The sequence below is a fragment of the Nostoc sp. genome, from assembly GCF_036919495.1.
Taxonomy (GTDB): domain Bacteria; phylum Cyanobacteriota; class Cyanobacteriia; order Cyanobacteriales; family Nostocaceae; genus Nostoc.
In genome coordinates this window covers 18,338-37,404 of record NZ_JBALBZ010000028.1, presented here as the reverse complement: position 1 = coordinate 37,404, position 19,067 = coordinate 18,338, and the positions used below count along the sequence as shown (strand labels likewise).

Below are 19,067 nucleotides of genomic sequence, written 5' to 3'. Positions count from 1 at the left end.
CAACTGCTTTTGCGTCATGTGTCATATTCTATAATGCCGCGACCTCTAAGATCATAATTTTCTTGCGCTACCCCTACTTATTGAGCCGATACAAATATTGTTCAATATTATTGGCATAAGTAGCTTGATTGCTCTGTCTGCCTGCGTTCAACCTGCCGAAACTCCTACAGCAACTGTCCCTCCTGTCACGCCAACTCCTACTGCCACCATTGCAACCCAAAATTTAGCAGAACTGGCAAAGTCAGCAGCTAGTCAAGGACAGTTTCAAACCCTTATCCGAGCAGTACAAGCCGCAGGCTTAACTGAACAGCTTGCTAAACCAGGCCCTTACACAATATTTGCACCTACTGACGCCGCTTTCTCTGCTTTACCAAAAACTACTTTAGATCAACTCTTACAGCCAGCAAACAAACAACAATTAGTCAAGATTCTCGCCTACCACGTTATACCTGGGGGAATTACCTCCCAGCAATTGACATCTGGACGAGTTAAAACAATTGAGGGTAGTCTTGTTCAAATCACAGTTGATCGTGCCAGCAACTCAATCACAGTTAACAACGCTAAAGTGACTCAGCCAGACATCCCAGCTAGCAACGGCATCGTTCATATAGTTGATCGCGTACTTCTGCCACCTAATTTTCCACCAAATCTAAAAACCACCCCAACACCACGGTAGTTCAAGCATTGCTTACAGTTTCCAGTTTTCGTTAGAGGTGGCTTTCAAACCATTGGTGTCAAGTTAACGTAAAACTCAGAGTCACATAAGGAACTGAAGTTCCTTGCTAATAGCTCAAGTCATCTAAAGATGACTAAATAATCTGTAAAATCTTTAGTCTATTTCAGTAGACTTTGGCTATGAGCCGCTGAAATTCATTTCTGGGCGGGCGTGGAAGCCAACAGATAAGCGATTTCTAGCTTACTTAAGTTGACACCAATGCTTTTAAACCTACCCTTAGCGAAAACTAGACGCTAACAATTAATAAAAAAATTAGATTGCTCTACCACGTAAGGCGTAGAACAGTGCAACATAACTACAAAAATTCTAAATTTTTTTGTTATTAAATAACCATATAATTTGCTGATTGTCAATATTTTACAAAAATTCAATCTTCTACTGTTAGCTAAACTACCAACTTTATGGAAGTTTAGTTAAGATGATACTCTTTGGACAGAATGGCTGATTTATTTTGTCCACCAGCTAGAAACACATTTGTTATGCTTTAAGAAAATAACTGAATCTCATCTATCAAACAGCAATTAATAAGTATTTTGAGGATTTTTCATAATAGAATGACAGAATTTTACCGTAATAGAAGTATTGAAGTTTACAAATTGCTTACTTAATTCAAGCTAGTAACCAAATCATCAGGCAATCTTCTGGCTTCTCCTTCTTCGAGGTAATGCCTACTGGAAGCGGACATTATCGGCAGCAAACTTGTTAATATCTTCATGTACTGCCTTAGCGATCGCTATTGTATCGGATGTATCTAATGAACTTTTGCCTTAAATAAGACTATACTGGCGAGTTCACAGGACAAATTCTTTTTGTATTGATTAAAATATCCTTGTATACAATAAGAAAAGTTTGTCAAGTTTCATAGGGCTGAAATCGCCACAGTGCGCTAACGTGTGAATAAGACCAAATTAGTTAAACCTAAATTGATCTGCTATCAGGTCGATTCTGCCAGAGCCTCAACTCCTCAGTTAAGGTAATTAGTACGCAGAAGGTTAACTGCTTTAAGGCAAACACCATCACCCTTGTTGTATTTACCCAAGGTCAAGAACCGCTTTAGTCTAAGGAATGCGTAATTTGTGAAGGAAATGTAAAAATGAGTAGATTAAGACAAATCGTCTGAGTTAACATAAAATTCACTCTTCCTAAGTAATGAATGTTGTGTAAAACACATGAAATTCGGCAAAGCAAACGTACTTACTTTGTAATGTAATAAGAGGGTCACTGCAATTCTGAAAAGTGGAGAAAAATTTAAGAGTATAACTCCTGTTTTGAATGTCTTTTTGGTAATAGTGGCTAATAATTGCTTTAGAAGTTCATGATTAATACACAAAAAGAGTGCAATTTCTGTGAAACAGGCTACAATCGGAAGAGTCTTTCTAGGAAAATCTGCCAACAGTCTGAACTCATTAGTATAGAGTGGCAAATTTTTTGATAAAGGCGAGTCTTTTTTTTGACCAGTTAGTTGAAAGCAGTGTGTGATAGCAACACACATAATATTTACTAAGATGAGCAAGTCACTTTTAGTAATCGCTTAAACTAAAGTAAAAAACCTCCAACCGGAGGTCTAAAACGTCCGGAAGTATCTCTGGCAAATCTGCCAAAAAGCTTATTTTCGGTTAATGAATAGCTCGTTTAAAAGAGCATTAAACACATCTTGTCTTGAGTAATTGATTCTGCAAGGAGCATGAGGAACGCGGCATGAACCAGGCTAACAACGTACTCGAAAGCATATATCAGCCTGACCTAGAAATAATGAATCAGCCTGAGCTCGAGTTAGAAGAACTCTTAATAGACGATGAAGAGGACTTGCTGATCATCGATGAAGGTGACGAGGAATTTTTAGAGCCTCAGTCTGATGAGGACGACGCAAAGTCTGGAAAAGCCGCTAAATCGCGTCGTCGGACACAAAGCAAGAAAAAGCACTATACCGAAGATTCAATTCGGCTTTACTTGCAAGAAATTGGTAGAATTCGGCTGTTGCGGGCAGACGAAGAAATTGAATTGGCGCGGAAAATCGCTGATTTGCTGGAATTAGAGAGGGTACGGGAAAGACTCTGTGAACAGTTAGATCGCGATCCTAAAGATAGTGAATGGGCAGAAGCAGTACAACTACCTTTGCCAGCTTTTCGTTATCGCCTCCATGTTGGTCGTAGGGCGAAAGACAAGATGGTGCAATCTAACCTCCGTCTTGTAGTTTCAATTGCCAAGAAGTACATGAATCGTGGTTTGTCGTTCCAAGACTTAATTCAGGAAGGCAGTCTCGGTTTGATTCGTGCCGCTGAAAAGTTTGACCACGAAAAAGGTTATAAGTTCTCCACTTATGCTACATGGTGGATTCGTCAAGCAATTACCAGGGCTATAGCTGACCAATCCCGCACAATTCGCCTTCCAGTTCACCTTTACGAAACCATCTCTCGGATTAAGAAAACTACCAAGTTACTGTCTCAAGAAATGGGTCGCAAACCCACTGAAGAAGAAATCGCCACTCGCATGGAAATGACCATTGAGAAGTTGCGGTTTATTGCTAAATCCGCCCAGTTACCCATTTCATTAGAAACACCCATTGGTAAAGAAGAAGATTCTCGATTGGGCGATTTTATTGAATCCGATGGTGAAACGCCAGAAGACCAAGTTTCCAAAAATCTTCTGCGCGAAGACCTCGAAAAAGTCCTCGATAGTCTAAGTCCTCGTGAACGCGATGTTCTCAGACTGCGTTACGGCTTGGATGATGGTCGCATGAAGACTCTTGAAGAAATTGGACAGATTTTCAACGTCACCCGCGAGCGCATTCGTCAAATTGAGGCGAAAGCACTCCGCAAATTACGCCACCCAAATCGTAATAGCGTTCTCAAAGAGTATATTCGGTAGTCAATTAGTCATTAGTCATTGGTCATTAGTAAATAAACAAATGACAAATGACAACTGACAAATGACAAAACAATAAAAAACCTGGTAGTGATATTAGCACTCCAGGTTTTTTTATTTATAGGTCATCTTAAATATTAAAACTTATAGAATGCCCCAAAAATGTAGAAAGCCTTGACCAGAAAAAAGCTCAACCAAAACGGCTGCTGAAAAACCAATCATTGCCAGGCGACCGTTCCAAATTTCTGCTTGTGGAGTAAAGCCCCAACGCCAAGCGTTGCGATCTTGAATTACAGGAGTAGTTACTTTTGTTGTGGTTGCATTTGTCATGGTTCGGACTCCAAGCTTAATTTTTAAGGTTTATTTCCTTATGTAAACTAATATAACAAATATTTTAATAAAGGCAACATGTTTTATACTTTTATTTCTATAGCTTGACACAAATGAAAATAACTATTTATACATATACAAACATCTACCTTCAGTGAGATTTACTGAGGTAGAAAAAATGTTATGTAAATTTTTACTGTCATAAATAATATAGCTTATTGAGATTATTATTCAAGTAAATAACTTACATTGCTTTATTTTATATAGAGTTTGTTATTTTAAAATTAAAAAACTATTTGATAATTTATAGAGATATTTGGAGTCAAAAATACTTAGCTCCATACTAGACCATTTTCATTTCTTTTGAAGTCGAGACAAAACCAAGCTTCTCGTAGATACGTTTACCATCCTCAGTGGCGTGAAGCCAGAGGCGTTTTGCCTCAGTTGCCCTGACAAAGTTAATAATTTCCTTTAATAATGCTGTTGCAATTCCCTGGCCTCGCCACATCGAAATTGTATAAACGTTCATAACGTAGGCTTCTCAGCCTGAAAAATTCCCGTTGTAAGGGGATCGTTGAAAAAATACCAAGTTCCTAGTGGCAACAATTTGGTTATTCACTTCAGCTACCCAAGCTAAAAACTCACCCGCCGACATTTTTTCGCCAAGATATTTTCGAGTTGCTTCTGCTAGGTTTGTGGTGTCAGAGTCACCTTTAATATCGCCAGCCTCCCGCAGGAGTTCGAGACGCAGTTGGATTAGCGCCTCTAAATCCTGCAAGTTGGCTTGTCGCAAGTTGAACATTACCCTAATTTACGATCGCACTTCAGCAACGGTGATAATTTTTTCATCGCGGTTGAGTTGGATGATACTTTCACCTTTAACATCTCTGCCCAATATTGGCACTGTTTCCAAAGGTAACCGCACTACCCGCTCCTTATTCGTCACTAAAGCTACCTCGCCAGATGCGATCGTCGCTATAACCATACCAGCTAAGTTGTCAGTTTTGCTGGCAAATTTCAGCGCTTGCGTGCCTAAATCGCCGCGATTAGCCGCTCTTAACTGACTCGCAGGCATTCGCTTGGCATATCCTTCTTGAGTAACTAGCAGTAGCTGGTCATCTTTCCCGACAGTGACACAGCCAACCATTTGCTGATTTTTCAATAACCGAAATGCTTGTAAACCCATCGCGGTGCGACCCATGATCGGTAATTGTTCATCATTGACTGCAAAGCGCAACAGTCGCCCACCGGAACTAGCTAAAATCAGATGTTCCCCTGGTTTGGTGAACTGGGTAAATGACAATTCATCATCGTCTTTGAGCTTCAAAATTGTGATTCCGCGCCGAGTTAAGTTAGTAAATTCTCCCAGAGACAGCCGCTTAATTCGTCCCTCTTTTGTTAAAAGAATCATCTGCTTAGTTTCGAGATTTTCCGGCAGTAAAAAGCGGCTGACTACAGCTTCTTGAGCGCCTTGAGCAGTACTACTGAGCATGGTAATCAAAGGTTTCCCTCGTGGAGAACGTCCAGTGGTTGGGGGAATTTCTCCCACCTTCACAGGATAGACTTTGCCGCCACCAGTTAGGATTAGCAAGTCTTTTTCTGTGTCAGTTAAAACAGTTTGGATAATGAAGTCATTATCATGCAAACCATTTTCACCTTTTGACTTTCTCCCAGATGGCTGGGTACGGCGCACATAACCCCGTTGAGTAAATTCTAAAACTGCTTCCTCTGCTGGTTCAGAAGATTTAAGTTCCTCTTCTTCCTCTACTCGTCCTCTTGTCCCCTTGTCCTCTTGTATTTTTGTGTCGCTGCTGGTAGGTGCTAGCTTAGTACGTCGGGGATCATTGTACTTGCGCTTGAGCGATCGCAAATCTTTTTTCAGCGCCTTGAGTAATTCTCGGCGATCGTTCAGTAATAGCTCCAACAATCTAATTTGTTCACTTATCTGCTCAAATTCCTGCTGCAAATTTTGCTGTTCTAAACTGGTGAGGCGACGCAACGGCATAGCCAGAATTGCATCTCCTTGTACCTCACTCAAATCTAGTCGGCTACAAAGGTTGATTTTTGCCGTACTGCCATCGGGAGCTTGGCGTAAAATTTCAATTACCTGATCCAAATTAGATAGTGCTTTGAGTAAACCTTCCAGCAAATGCACACGACTTTGGGCTTTCTCCAACTCGTAATTGTAGCGACGGTTGAGCGTCTCTTCTCGGAAACTCAAAAACTCCTGCAAAAGTTGACGCAAACTTAACTGGCGGGGTTGTCCATTCACTATTGCGAGGAGAATTGCCCCAAAAGTCACTTGCAAAGCAGTTTGGTGATACAAATGCTGGAGAACTTCTTGGGGATTGGTATCACGTTTGAGTTCAATTACCACTCGCATCCCTTCGCGATCGCTCTCATCCCGAAGATCGGAAATTCCTTGCAAACGACCTTGATTTACTAAGTCCGCTACCTTCTCAATCCAGGCAGCTTTATTCACTTGATAAGGCAATTCTGTAATGATAATTGCCGTCCGTCGCTTGCTTCCCCTTGTGGCTGGAATTTCCTCCAGAGTCGCAACTCCCCGCAGCAGAATTCCACCTTTACCTGTGGTGTATGCTTCTTGAATTCCAGTCTCACCAATTATTTCTCCACCAGTGGGAAAGTCTGGCCCTGGAATTAACTCAAATAACTTTTCATCTGACAAATCTGGGTTGTCGATTAAGGCAATTAACCCATCCACAACTTCCCCCAAGTTATGGGGTGGAACATTCGTCGCCATTCCCACGGCTATACCAGAACAGCCATTGAGCAACAGAAACGGTAACTGAGCAGGTAATACCGTTGGTTCTTGCTGGGAATTATCGAAGTTTCCGACAAATTCCACAGTTTCTTCGCCAATTTCTGTCAGCATTCCCTCATGGCTGATGGGTGCGAGGCGGGTTTCTGTATAACGCATCGCTGCTGGCGGATCGTTATCGACACTGCCAAAGTTACCGTGTCCTGCCAGCAAGGGATAGCGGCTAGAAAAATCCTGTACCAACCTGACTAAGGCATCGTAAACTGATTGGTCGCCGTGGGGATGGTATTTACCCAACACATCACCCACTACACGGGCACATTTTCGATAGGGTCTATCTGGTACTAAACCGAGTTCGTGCATGGCATATAGAATGCGGCGATGCACTGGTTTTAAGCCATCACGCACGTCTGGTAGCGCTCGCCCGACAATCACGCTCATGGCATATTCTAGATAAGACCGTTGCATCTCGGTATGCAGGGCTGTTGTAATTACCTGTCCCGTTGAGAGAAGGTTTAACTGTTTTGCCATGAGTTTTTTCCCTGAAATTTAACTACACTAAAGCCGTCGGAACTCAATATTGCAGCAACCACAGCATAACGGATGAAATGGGATTCCTAACAAAATATTGATAGTCATAGAAGAAAAAGCAGTAGTATCATCCTTGATGACGAGGATGCAATTGACTATTGAAAAGGATGCACACGAGTATAATCTACATAAACTTAGTAGCCATGATACTTTCAATGATTGCATTTCTTAATCTTAATTTTGAATTCTGGAATTCTTGAATCTCTTCACCTCTATAACTAAAAATCTCATGAAAACTGTTTTAATTGTCGAAGACGATCTAATTAATGCTCGTGTTTTTTCCAAAATTTTGTCCAAGCGTGGCGGCTTGGGTGTGAAACACACTGAAAATGTCGAAGAAGTAATAAAAATTGCCCAATCAGGAGAAGCTGACCTGATTTTGATGGATGTTTCTCTGTCTAGAAGCGTTTACCAAGGTAAATCTGTTGATGGAATCAAAATTACACAAATGTTAAAATCTGATCCCAAAACAGCAAACTTACCCATTATTTTGGTGACGGCACATGCTATGGAAGGCGATCGCGAAAACTTTCTCAAGCAAAGCGGCGCTGATGGTTACATTTCTAAGCCAGTTGTTGACCATCAACAGTTTGTTGACCAAATTATCGCACTTCTCCCCAAAGACGACCATTGAGAATTGACGACTTAATTTCAGGAATACTTGCCCACCAAGATTTTGGGCAAATAGTACTGTAAGGCAGAAGTCACGTATTCAAAAGTCAAAAAGCTTTAATTTTGGGCTTTCTGGATATTTTGAATGGTAGATTTATTTCCGCCGACCTGTACTAGTTCCTGTATTTAGTCAGTTTAGTATAGATGTACTACGAAAAGGTGTAATTAGGCAAGTGGTAATAACAGAGGGAATGGGGAATGGGGAATTAATCAATAATTCTTCTTCCCCTACTCCCCCTACTCCCCTTGCTCCCTTATCCCCACTCCTATTGAGTAGGCTGTTGTTCAGGGGCTGATGATGAGTTTTCTCGTTGCTGTAGGGCTGCTTGAATACGGGGTAATTCTAAGAATTTTTTCGTATCAGACAGTAGGCGATCGCCCCAGAGATTTTCTTTGAGAAAATTCAAACTAGCATAGCGCTGATCGATGCGGAGTGCGGCTTCTCCGTAGCTTAATGCTTGTTGATGATCGCCTTTAGTATACAGTGCCACTGCTAAGGCTAATAAAGGTTCTGCGGCTTGCTTATCAAGGGTTATAGCAGATTGCCATCGTTTAATAGCTTCAGAGATATTACCCTGTTCGTAGTTGATTAAGCCAATATTGTTGATCGCCGGCCAGAATTTTTTATCGTGGGAGACGGCTTTATCGTACTGTGCGATCGCATCTGGCAATTTACCCAGCAGATAGTAAGCATTACCCAAATCAAACAAACCCTCTGGATCATTAGGTTTTAACTTCAAACCGTCTTGGTAATTGACAACAGATGCTTGGTAATTTTTCTGCTGAAAATTAGCTGAACCCAAAGCAAACAAAATATCACCATTTTTGGGGTTGATAGATTGCGCTTTTTTCAGGCTAGCGATCGCCCCGTCAAACTCTTTGGTTTGCAGTTGCAATCCACCTAAGAGCAGCCACACTTTATCATTCTTTGGAGCCAGTTGACTAGCCAGCCGCGCTCGTGGCAAAGCTAAATCAATCTGTTGAAACTGAGCCAGTTGAGCCGCCTCTTGGGCCAAGGTCAACCCCTGCTTCTCTAACTTTGTCCCATCTAGTTGCAATGTATGGGGTATTAATGCCTGCGCGTTAGCGGCTTTTGGCATACTCCATAAACTACAGACCATTAAAAAAGAAATTAAACGAACATGTTTAGGCACATTACCGCCTTTAAGCCACTAATCAAAGAATCTTTCAGCTAGCTTAAACGATCTGCGCTGTTGACGGTAGCAAAATCTTACAAAGAAAGGTATGAGGGAGTGGGGATGAGGGAGCAGAGGGAGCAGGGGAAGAAGAATTATTAATTAATGCCCAATGCCCTCAAGAGTGCTGAGTGCTGAGTGTTGAGTGGGGCAGAGGGGAGAATAACTCTTAACTCTTAACTCCTAACTCAGCACTCAGAACTGTTTTGCCCTATTCCCCACTCCCTACTCCCCATTAAAAAAACTTATGACTTTGGTCATACATCAGTCTGGAATTACTAATGACTTTGGTCATACATTGGTTTGGACGTTTTAAGTAATAATTAATATGTATGAATTTATACGAAGAGGTAAATATTAAACACCTTCATCCCAAAACAAAAACAACTGTCTAAAGATTGCTGAATTCAAACCTCAGCAAAATATAACTTTAATACAAATAAGGAATCAATTCCATGTTGAAAGCAAACCGGATATCCATAGTCTTAGCTGCTGCTGCCCTGATCGTTGTTCCCACTATGTTGACTGCGCCTGCAAGTGCCCAGACGAAAGTATATGTTGTTGGCGATCGCGATCAAAATTGGGATCGCGACGGCAGACGCAACTATAGAGAAGACAGAAATACAGACAGAAGTAATTGGAATCGCGACGGCAGACCCTATCCTAGTCAGGTAGAAAACTCTAGAGATCGGGATAATTGGAACCGCGACAGCAGACCCTATCCTGTAGAAATCAGAAACCCTAGAGATCGAGATAATTGGAACCGTGACAACCAATTCAATAACAGAGTAGTCAGACTTGGTAATGGTGACATCAGATATCCCAATGGGGAAATTATTTCTGCTAGATCCATAGCCAGACTGCGTAATCAAGGTTACTTCAGACTTCCCAACGGGGATATTCTTCTTCCTAATCAGGAAATTGTTCCTGCTGGGAGATTAGTTAGAGTGCATGATGATTATTTCAGACTTCCGAGTGGATTAGTACTGCAAATAAACCTTTAAAACACTAAAAACTCAAAATCGTTGTTGATATAGGGCTACCAGGCTATATTAGCCGTGAATCACTAGCTCGGTAGCCATTCTTTTTAAAGAAAGTAATATGAAAATTGATACACCAAATACCGTAGATTCATCAGTTTTGCTTCCAAAGGTAAAGAAAAAAAAGGTGAAACGTAATTGGCTCTCTTGGCTAATTGCTCTTTGCCTTTTGGGTGGAATTGGCTATGCCGTTTATTACCAAGTAACGATCGCTCCGCGTCAAGAAGCCAGACGGCGGGTGCTGACACAGCCTGTAGAAAGGCAGAGTTTAACAATCACAGTTTCAGCCAATGGAACAGTGAAACCTGAGCGGTCAATTAACCTCAGCCCGAAAAATTCCGGCATCCTGAAAAGCCTGCTGGTCAAGGAAGGGGATATCGTCAAACAGGGGCAGATTGTCGCTTACATGGATGATTCCAACTTGCGGGGGCAACTCACCTCTGCTCAAGGACAATTGGCACAAGCCGAGGCGAATCTGCAAAAGGCGATCGCAGGTAATCGTCCTCAAGATATTGGCCAATCACAGGGAGCATTAGACGAAGCCGAAGCGAATCTACAAAAGGTACAAGCAGGGAATCGCTCTCAAGATATTGCCCAAGCACAGGCACAGTTACAAAATACTCAAGCGGCTCTAAGTAAAGCACAAGATAATCTTCTCCGCAATCAACAACTTTACAATGCAGGCGGTATTTCCCTTCAGACTCTCAACCAAAGCCGTGCCGATCGTGATGCTGCCCAAGCTACTGTGAATGCAGCACAACAAGCATTGGGTCTGCAAAAAGCTGGGTCACGTCCAGAAGACATCGAGCAAGCACAAGCTGTGGTGAAGCAAAGACAGCAAGCTTTGGCACTTCTAAAAGCCGGAACGCGCCAAGAAGATATTGACGCAGCCCGCGCCCAGGTAACATCTGCTCGCGGTTCGTTGCAAAATATCCAAGCCGAAATCAATGACACAATTATTCGCGCACCTTTTGATGGTGTGGTGACAAAGAAGTTTGCCGATCCCGGCGCTTTCGTGACACCCACAACCGCTAGTAGTGAAGTCGCTTCTTCTTCTTCTTCTTCAATCTTGTCTCTAGCTTCAACAAATGAAGTTGTCGCAAATTTAGCGGAAACAAATATTTCCAAAATCAGCCTTGGTCAAAAAGTCTCGATTAAAGCTGATGCCTACCCAGGAAAAACTTTTGAAGGTAAAGTCAGCCAAATTGCTGCCCAAGCAATAGTTGAGCAAAACGTCACCAGTTTTGAAGTGAGAGTATCACTTTCAGACCCTCAAAGGCTACTGCGGTCTGGGATGAATGCGGAAGTAGATTTTCAAGTCGGTCAAGTTGAAAATGTTCTAGTAGTACCAACGGCCTCCGTGGTGCGGCAAGAAAATGCCACAGGTGTGTTTGTGGCAGGAAAGAATAACAGACCTGTGTTTACTCCTATTGAGGCTGGTGTCAGCGCGAATAACTTTACTGAAGTTAAGTCTGGATTGACAGGAAACGAAAGGGTATTGCTCAGTTTCCCACCAGGATCGCGTCCGCAATCAACACCACGAGGAGGAGTTTTGCCTGGTCTAGGTGGTGGTGGTACAGGTGGCGGGGGAGGCCGTTCTGGCGGTGGTGGGGGAAGTCGTTCTGGCGGTGGTTCCCCTTAAAGTTAGTTTTAAATCTATACGGTTTAGTTAAAAAGAGGCAAGGGAGCAGGGGGATGGAACAGAAAGGGGAGTAAAAAGGTTCAACTGTCGAGTAAAAAGGCTCAATTTTTTTAACGAACCGCCAAGGACGCAAAGGACGCAAAGAAAGAGAAGGAAGAAATGCTTAACTCAATTGTGTTGAGTTTTAAATAAAACTTTATGTTTAAGATATTTAAGGGCTTTTACAAACCGAAGAATACTCGCACAGTGCCGTTGCTGGAAATCTTGACAATGGCGGCAGAGACTCTGTGGAGTAACAAATTACGCACAGGTCTAACTATGTTGGGCGTAATTATTGGGATTTCTTCAGTTATTGCCATTACTTCTGTCGGTCAGGGAGTGCAAAAGGGGGTTGAGCAACAGATACAAGCATTGGGTACAGATGTGATCCAAATTTTGGCGGGTGCGGCAAGAAGTGGGAATGTGCGTCAGGGGGTAGGTTCTAGCAGCACCTTGACTTGGGAAGATGCAAAAGCGATCGCTAAAGAAGCGCCATCAGCACAGATGGTTTCTGCTTATCTTCAACGCAGCGCTCAAGTTGTATATGCAGGACAGAACACCTCAACAACCATTTATGGCACAGATTTGAACTACCCAGAAGTCAGAAATACTCACCCCCAGCAAGGGAGATATTTTACTCAAGAAGAATTAGATACTGCCGCACAGATAGCTATTCTTGGCCCTACAGTTCAAAAAACCCTCTTTGCACAGGGTGTAAATCCTATCGGCGAGAAAATTCGGATTCAAGGAGAGGCTTATGAAGTAACCGGGGTGATGGAACCTAAAGGTTCTCAGGGGCCGATGGATCGAGATGACCAGGTTTTCATTCCTCTAACTACTATGTCGAAGAGACTGGTTGGGAACAATGCCCTGGTAGGCGTTTCTGTAAATGGAATTTTAGTTAAAGGCGCTAATCAGGAGCAGTTAGAAGCTGCTCAGTTTCAAGTCACCAATCTTTTACGGTTGCGTCACAACATCTATCCACCGCAAGCTGATGATTTTCGATTGACCAATCAAGCTGATATTGTTAGTACCTTCACTAGTATTGTGGGTTTATTTACAGTAATGGTGGTAGCGATCGCTGGAATTTCGTTAGTGGTTGGTGGAATCGGTATTGCTAACATTATGCTGGTTTCCGTGGTTGAACGGACGCGAGAAATCGGGATTCGCAAAGCCGTAGGAGCCACCAATTCGGCAATCCTTAATCAATTTTTAGCCGAAGCGATCGTGATTTCCATTGTTGGCGGATGTATTGGCATGGCAACTGGTATTGTATTAGCTTTTGCAGCTGCAAGCAGTTTCAAATTTCCCTTTGTAATTTCTTTCTGGTCAATCGTTGCTGGCTTTGGACTCTCATTGAGCGTTGGCTTAGTCGCTGGGGTAATTCCAGCACGTAACGCATCTAAATTAGATCCAATCACTGCTTTAAGAAGCGACTAAATAATTCGTAATGACGCTCGCGGACTCGCTAACGCTGCGCTAACGTAATTCGTAATTCCTAACTCCTAACTCTTATGCCAACAATGATCTGGATGGAATCTATTACTAAAACTTACTATTTGGGAGAAGTTAGCGTTCCAATCCTTAAGGGAATTGAACTCTCTATTGAAGAAGGGGAATATGTCTCGATTATGGGTGCGTCAGGTTCGGGGAAATCCACACTCATGAATATTTTGGGATGTCTGGATCGTCCTACAACTGGAGACTATATTTTTGAAGGTAGAAACCTGACGACTTTTGATGATGATGAATTAGCCTATATTCGTAACCAAAGGATTGGTTTTGTTTTCCAACAATTTAACTTATTGGCGCGAGCGACAGCGCTGGAAAATGTTATGCTACCAATGGTTTATGCTAACTTACCTAAGCCAAAACGCCGGGAAAGGGCGTTAGATGCTTTGGTAAAGGTGGGACTAGAAGGACGCATATCTAACCGTCCGAGTCAACTATCTGGAGGACAACAACAACGGGTAGCGATCGCTCGTGCTTTGGTTAACCGACCTGCATTAGTTTTGGCAGATGAGCCAACAGGAGCTTTAGATACTGAAACTTCTCATGAGGTGATGAGTCTGCTGACTGAACTTAATAACCAAGGGATCACGATTGTGATTGTCACTCATGAACCAGATATAGCTGCTCAAACTAAAAGGATTATTCGAGTTCAGGATGGCTTGATTGTAGGGTAATTTGTTAATATCAGTTTTTTGAGGGGGAATTGAAAATTTAAATTTCTGTAGAACAATCAGGATGAAAAGTTTTGATTCTATCCTCAAAGAAACCCAATTAATGACTACATCATCTATTTATGAATTTCAGTTTATTCTTCGTGCATTTTACCTGGGTTATCCTAGCGTTCGCTATTCTTTTTCCAAATGCAGCAAGTGCAGCAACTCCCCCAAAACCCCAGAATACCTCAAGCCCTGTAAAGGTTCCCGATTCCCTCAACCCCAGTCCCAATCCTCTGCAACTGCCTACCAAACCGCAGGAAGTAAGGATTCGGGGAATTGTGCCAATCAGTTTGGCACAAGCTTTGGAACTAGCACGACGCAACAATCGAGATTTACAGGTAGCCCTATTACAGCTAGAACGTAGTCGTTCGTCACTACGCGAGTCTCAAGCTGCCTTGTTTCCTACTCTGGGAATTAACAGTAGTGTAACTAATAGTGGTATTGGTTTTACTAGTAACAATTCATTTCAAGGCAGAACCTCTTTTAATGGTTCAGCCCAACTGAATTATGACGTTTATACCTCTGGTAATCGACAAGCGACAATCCAAGCTGCCGAAGAACAACTACGTGTGGATCAATTGAATGTTGAAAATCAGTCTTTGACAATTAGTTTGAATACCACAACTCAATACTACAATTTGCAACAAGCAGATGAACAAGTACGAATTAATCGAGCTGCTGTGGAAAATGCCCAGGCTAATTTGCGGGATACTCTAGCCAGAGAACAGGCTGGAGTGGGTACGCGCTTTGATGTGCTGCAAGCTCAGGTGAATTTAGCAAACGCTCAACAAGAACTGACTAATGCTATCTCGCAGCAGCAAATTGCTCGTCGTCAGCTTGCCACGTTGTTAAGTTTGTCAGAGTCATCTGATATTAGCGCCGCAGATCCTGTACAAATAGCCGGTCTTTGGCCGCAGACGGTAGAACAAAGTATTGTCCAAGCGTTTCAAAATCGTCCAGAATTGCAACAGCAATTAGCACAACGTAATATTTCTGAGCAACAGCGACGACAGGCACTTTCACAGCTAGGGCCGCAAATTAGTTTGGCTGCCAACTACAATCTGCTAGATCGGTTTAATGATGGTGTCAGCATTACTGATGGCTATTCATTGGGACTTAACGGAAATCTCACTTTGTTTGATGCCGGAGCTGCAAGAGCAAGGGCGGCTCAGTCGAGAGCTAATATTGAGATCGCAGAGTCTCAATTTGGTAGCCAGCGCGACCTAATTCGCTTTGATGTAGAACAGTACTATTCTCAATTGCAATCTAATTTAAATAATGTGCAGACCTCTAGTGTGGCTTTAAATCAAGCTAGGGAAGCTCTGAATTTAGCAAGGCTGAGGTTTCAAGCTGGTGTGGGCACTCAAACAGAGGTGATTGCTGCTGAAAATGACCTGACAAGAGCAGAAGGTAATCGAGTCGGAGCTATTTTGGATTACAATCGCGCTCTAGCTAATTTGCAAAGATCAGTTACTTCTAGAGGATCGCGCTAAGGTCAAATCATTAAAGAAAAGTTTGCTTAGTACTGCTTTGCCTAAAATCGTGGCGAATTGAGAGTTGAAATTTAAACGCTCCAGGGGCGCAGAGGTACGCAAAGAATTCGCTACGATACAGCGCTTTTCAAGTAATTGAACTAGGCTACTCCCCACTCCCCACCTCAGTCATAATCTAAGCTTTAGCTGACAACGCCTATGGCGTAGTAATTACCGCTACTGGGCAATGAGCTTTACTTAAGATTGCATCCACTCTGTGACCGAAGAAAACGCGACCCGTAACCATTCGGATACTACTCCCTAGAATAATTAGGTCAACTTCCTTGGTTTGGGCAAACTTGAGGATTTCCCTTTCTGGGCTGGTTCCTTGAAGAATATAGGTTTTGACATCAGCACCTAGATTGCGGCCAATTTCTGCTTGCTGTTCGAGGAGATCGTGGGCAATTTCTTTGACTGGAGTTAGCGATCGCTGCTCGTAAAGAATATATTCAAGCTGTGGCACATTAATCACGTTCACGATCATAACTAATGCGCCTGTTTGAGCAGCGATCGTACTTGCCATCTCTACAGCATTTTTGCTATACTCTGTCCCTATTGTTGGCACCAGAATCTTTGTCAGCTGTTGTTGAGTAATTTTGCATATCTCGCCTTTGGGGTGGGGTAGATGCGACTTCACTACCATCGTTGCACAAGGCGCTTCTTGTACTACCCGATCTACAAGCAAATTGAACAATGCTTTTTGGGGGCGGATCTTTTCAGAAGCTCCCAGTACAATCAAGTCATAGTTTTTCTTCGCTTCATTGAGAATTACGTCCGCTTTATTCCGCCCAGACTCCGTTTTTGTTTGCAGGGTGGTATCAGCAGGTAGCTGCATTTCCTCAACAATAGAGGCCAAAGCTTGCTCGGCGGCAGTGTCTTTTACCTGGGTTGCCGTTTGACGGGCTTTTTTTTGGGGCTGCTTGTCACTCAGGGCATATAGAGATGTAACTTCTATCGAGTTTTGGTGAGCCATGTAACCAACTAATTGCGCCGCCAGTTGGATGTTGGGGCCACCGCTAGTAGGTATTAAAACACGCTGGATTTGCTTAATAAAGCTGCGGCTATCCTGTTCTTCTTGTTGCAAACGTTGAGCTTCTTCATCACTCATAACCACCTTCGACAAACACCAGCGCAAAAGGGGTGGAGCCATTAGGGAAGTGACGATCGCCACCATAACAATAATCGAGTACATCTGGGGATTCAGCACTCCCAAAGATAAACCAATCGTGGCAACGACAATTTCCATCGCCCCGCGAGCATTCATCCCCGAACCCATCGCCAAACCTTCCCAATGACTCAAGCCGCCTGCGCGAGAACCAAGGTAAGCACCGATAAATTTGCCAACACAGGCGACAGCCAAAACAATTATGGCAAATATGAACGTTTGCGGGACTAACAGAGCTAGTAAATTAACTTTCAAGCCAGCTGAAGCAAAGAAAATTGGCGCTAGAAAGCTTGCTGTGAAAATTTCTAGCATGTGTCCAGCTTCATTGCTAAAGCGGCGAGATTGACCTGCCAGAATCCCTAGCACGAAAGCACCTAATGCTGCTTCTAGCCCTAATGCGTGGGTAAGTGCGGCTGCCGAGAGCGAAAGAATCAGCACAACCGACATACTGGCGGCGATTCCACCAACATAGTCATCAACCCAGCGCAAAATCTGGTCTACGATGGTACGCCCAATTGTAAAGGCGATCGCTAAAAACAATATAGCCGCACTCACAGAATGGAAAATTGTCCCCAGGTCAAATTTGCCGCTACTAGCTAAACCTGAAACCACAGAAAGTAAAATCCAGCCGATAGTGTCGTCAGTCATGCCAGCAGCTAAGGTGACTTGACCAATGTCACGGCGAATCAGGTTTAAGTCCATCAGCACCTTAGCAATCACTGGTACTGCCGAAATACTCATTGCTGTAGCGATGAACAGACTGAATACTAGTCGCTTTTCAGGGTCGGCTAAAAAACTATCTGGTAATAGCCAGCCCAACCCAAATCCGGTGATAAAGGGGACAATGATTCCGCCTAGTGAAATCAGCAGAGCCGTTTTTCCCTTACGAAGAATCAGCTTGAGATCCGTTTCCAACCCAGTTACAATCAGCAAAAATAACACGCCTAACCAAGAAATCACCGACAGTAAATTAGACTGTTCTTGACTTTGAGGAAAGATGTGTGCTTGTAAGTCTGGAAGGAGCAAACCAAATAGAGAAGGGCCAAGCACCACACCCGCCAGTAATTCTCCAACAACAGGCGGTAGGTTAATCCGGCGCATCAACTCACCTAATCCCCGCGCTACGAAAAGCAATAGTGACAGTTGCACCAACACCAACAGCAACTCATGATGACCAAGAGGTTTAATTAAACCGTCACCTGCTGCTTTCTGTGCAGCGAGTACAGGCACTAACATTAGGGACAGGTTTTGCATATAAGCGTCCAGAGGTTGGATTACAAATTTATCAAGGGGCTGTTTAAGTAAATCTTGAAAATGTTTACTTCCACATCGGTCTAGGAGATTAAACTGTCATTGTCATTAGTAACGGTAAGATTATTATGCGCGATCGCCCTCATCTGTCAGTTCAGGAGCAAAGCTCATCAACTTATTTTCGAGCGCGAACAAAAAACTTTGTAGTGTCTTCCCAAATACCTTGCTCGGTTGCTAGTTTATCAATTTCTGCTTTGTACTCAACTTGCAACTGATTTAATTGCTCTTGTGATAATTTTGACAACAGGGGATTGCCTTTAAAATTTATATTAATTGCTATTCCAGATAATCTATTATCCCTAAGAGGGCGATAACGTCCTGATGGCTCAATCTTAATTTCAATATCTCTAAAACCTGCTTGGTTGAGCAAATTTCGACATTTTTCTGGAGTTCCCAGTGGTTCAAGGATATGTGGTAGCGATTCACCTAAAACTCTAGCACAGATCCTCTGCTGAAGAGATGCCATAAAAGCTGTTTCGGGAGGACAGGTAAATGCCACAAATCCTCCGGGTTTTAAGAAACGATACCATTTTTTTAAAATAGCAAGTATATCAGGAAAAAGTACAATTGCCTCACAGCAAAAGACAACATCAAAACTACTCTCACTAGAGTTGAAATATTCTGCATCCGCCTCAATCAACTCGATATTTTGTAATTTTGCTGCTGCAATTTTAAGTCTTGCTTGATGCAACATTCCAGGGGTCATGTCAATCCCAGTCACGTAGCCTTCTGAACCAACTTTTTCAGATGCGGGTATCGCAACTAAACCTGTTCCAGTAGCTACATCAAGGATTTTTTGTCCCGAATGCAGCGTCACAAATTCAAGTAAAATCTTGGCTTCTAGAGGATGACGAGTACCTTCTTCATGGTCATAAGTCGTTCTATTACCATAGAATTCTTTTAGTTGCTGCTTATAGCTATCTAGATCAGTCATAACC

15 protein-coding genes are annotated in these 19,067 nt (G+C 42.8%); 8 read left to right on the top strand and 7 right to left on the bottom strand.

Annotated features, from left to right (window positions below; translation table 11 throughout):
• Positions 1-97: 97 nt before the first annotated feature.
• Positions 98-676, top strand: a complete 579-nt coding sequence (locus V7K25_RS03650) for a fasciclin domain-containing protein (RefSeq protein ID WP_442948057.1) — start codon at positions 98-100, stop codon at positions 674-676.
• Positions 677-2,434: 1,758 nt separating this feature from the next.
• Positions 2,435-3,604: an RNA polymerase sigma factor RpoD gene (gene rpoD / locus V7K25_RS03645; RefSeq protein ID WP_335155159.1), complete on the top strand. Its 1,170-nt coding sequence runs from the start codon at positions 2,435-2,437 to the stop codon at positions 3,602-3,604.
• Between the two features lie 141 nt (positions 3,605-3,745).
• Here the strand turns inward: rpoD and V7K25_RS03640 are convergent, their stop codons facing one another.
• From V7K25_RS03640 to gyrA, 4 genes are all read right to left on the bottom strand, one after another.
• Positions 3,746-3,931, bottom strand: a complete 186-nt coding sequence (locus tag V7K25_RS03640; RefSeq protein WP_335155157.1) for a chlorophyll a/b-binding protein — start codon at positions 3,929-3,931, stop codon at positions 3,746-3,748.
• Between the two features lie 343 nt (positions 3,932-4,274).
• Positions 4,275-4,460, bottom strand: coding sequence for a GNAT family N-acetyltransferase (locus tag V7K25_RS03635; RefSeq protein WP_335155155.1), 186 nt, complete (start codon positions 4,458-4,460; stop codon positions 4,275-4,277).
• 12 nt (positions 4,461-4,472) lie between these two features.
• Complete coding sequence (locus V7K25_RS03630; protein WP_335155153.1) at positions 4,473-4,733, bottom strand: hypothetical protein; 261 nt, start codon at positions 4,731-4,733, stop codon at positions 4,473-4,475.
• Positions 4,734-4,742: 9 nt separating this feature from the next.
• Positions 4,743-7,244, bottom strand: a complete 2,502-nt coding sequence (gyrA, locus tag V7K25_RS03625) for a DNA gyrase subunit A (RefSeq protein ID WP_335155151.1) — start codon at positions 7,242-7,244, stop codon at positions 4,743-4,745.
• 289 nt (positions 7,245-7,533) lie between these two features.
• On the opposite strand from gyrA, the gene V7K25_RS03620 reads away from it, so the two are divergent.
• Positions 7,534-7,938 carry a response regulator gene (locus V7K25_RS03620; RefSeq protein WP_335155149.1) on the top strand — a complete coding sequence of 135 codons (405 nt, stop codon included), beginning with the start codon at positions 7,534-7,536 and terminating at the stop codon, positions 7,936-7,938.
• Positions 7,939-8,242: 304 nt separating this feature from the next.
• Here V7K25_RS03620 and V7K25_RS03615 read toward each other — a convergent pair whose 3' ends face one another.
• Positions 8,243-9,130 (bottom strand): tetratricopeptide repeat protein, encoded by an 888-nt coding sequence (locus tag V7K25_RS03615; RefSeq protein WP_335155147.1) that lies wholly within the window; start codon positions 9,128-9,130, stop codon positions 8,243-8,245.
• 497 nt (positions 9,131-9,627) lie between these two features.
• On the opposite strand from V7K25_RS03615, the gene V7K25_RS03610 reads away from it, so the two are divergent.
• From V7K25_RS03610 to V7K25_RS03590, 5 genes are all read left to right on the top strand, one after another.
• Complete coding sequence (locus tag V7K25_RS03610; protein ID WP_335155145.1) at positions 9,628-10,176, top strand: hypothetical protein; 549 nt, start codon at positions 9,628-9,630, stop codon at positions 10,174-10,176.
• Positions 10,177-10,273: 97 nt separating this feature from the next.
• A complete protein-coding gene (locus V7K25_RS03605; protein ID WP_335155143.1) occupies positions 10,274-11,854 on the top strand; it encodes an efflux RND transporter periplasmic adaptor subunit in 1,581 nt (526 codons plus the stop codon).
• Between the two features lie 198 nt (positions 11,855-12,052).
• Positions 12,053-13,333 (top strand): ABC transporter permease, encoded by a 1,281-nt coding sequence (locus V7K25_RS03600; protein ID WP_442948056.1) that lies wholly within the window; start codon positions 12,053-12,055, stop codon positions 13,331-13,333.
• A 74-nt stretch (positions 13,334-13,407) separates the two neighbouring features.
• Entirely contained in the window at positions 13,408-14,079 is a 672-nt protein-coding gene (locus V7K25_RS03595; protein WP_335155141.1) for an ABC transporter ATP-binding protein, read from the top strand.
• A gap of 119 nt (positions 14,080-14,198) precedes the next feature.
• On the top strand, positions 14,199-15,614 hold the full coding sequence (locus V7K25_RS03590) for a TolC family protein (RefSeq protein ID WP_335155139.1): 1,416 nt from the start codon (positions 14,199-14,201) through the stop codon (positions 15,612-15,614).
• Between the two features lie 196 nt (positions 15,615-15,810).
• On the opposite strand, the gene V7K25_RS03585 is transcribed toward V7K25_RS03590, so the two are convergent.
• Positions 15,811-18,072, bottom strand: coding sequence for a cation:proton antiporter domain-containing protein (locus tag V7K25_RS03585; protein ID WP_335155137.1), 2,262 nt, complete (start codon positions 18,070-18,072; stop codon positions 15,811-15,813).
• 172 nt (positions 18,073-18,244) lie between these two features.
• Positions 18,245-19,063, bottom strand: coding sequence for a class I SAM-dependent methyltransferase (locus V7K25_RS03580; protein WP_335155133.1), 819 nt, complete (start codon positions 19,061-19,063; stop codon positions 18,245-18,247).
• Between the last annotated feature and the right edge of the window lie 4 nt (positions 19,064-19,067).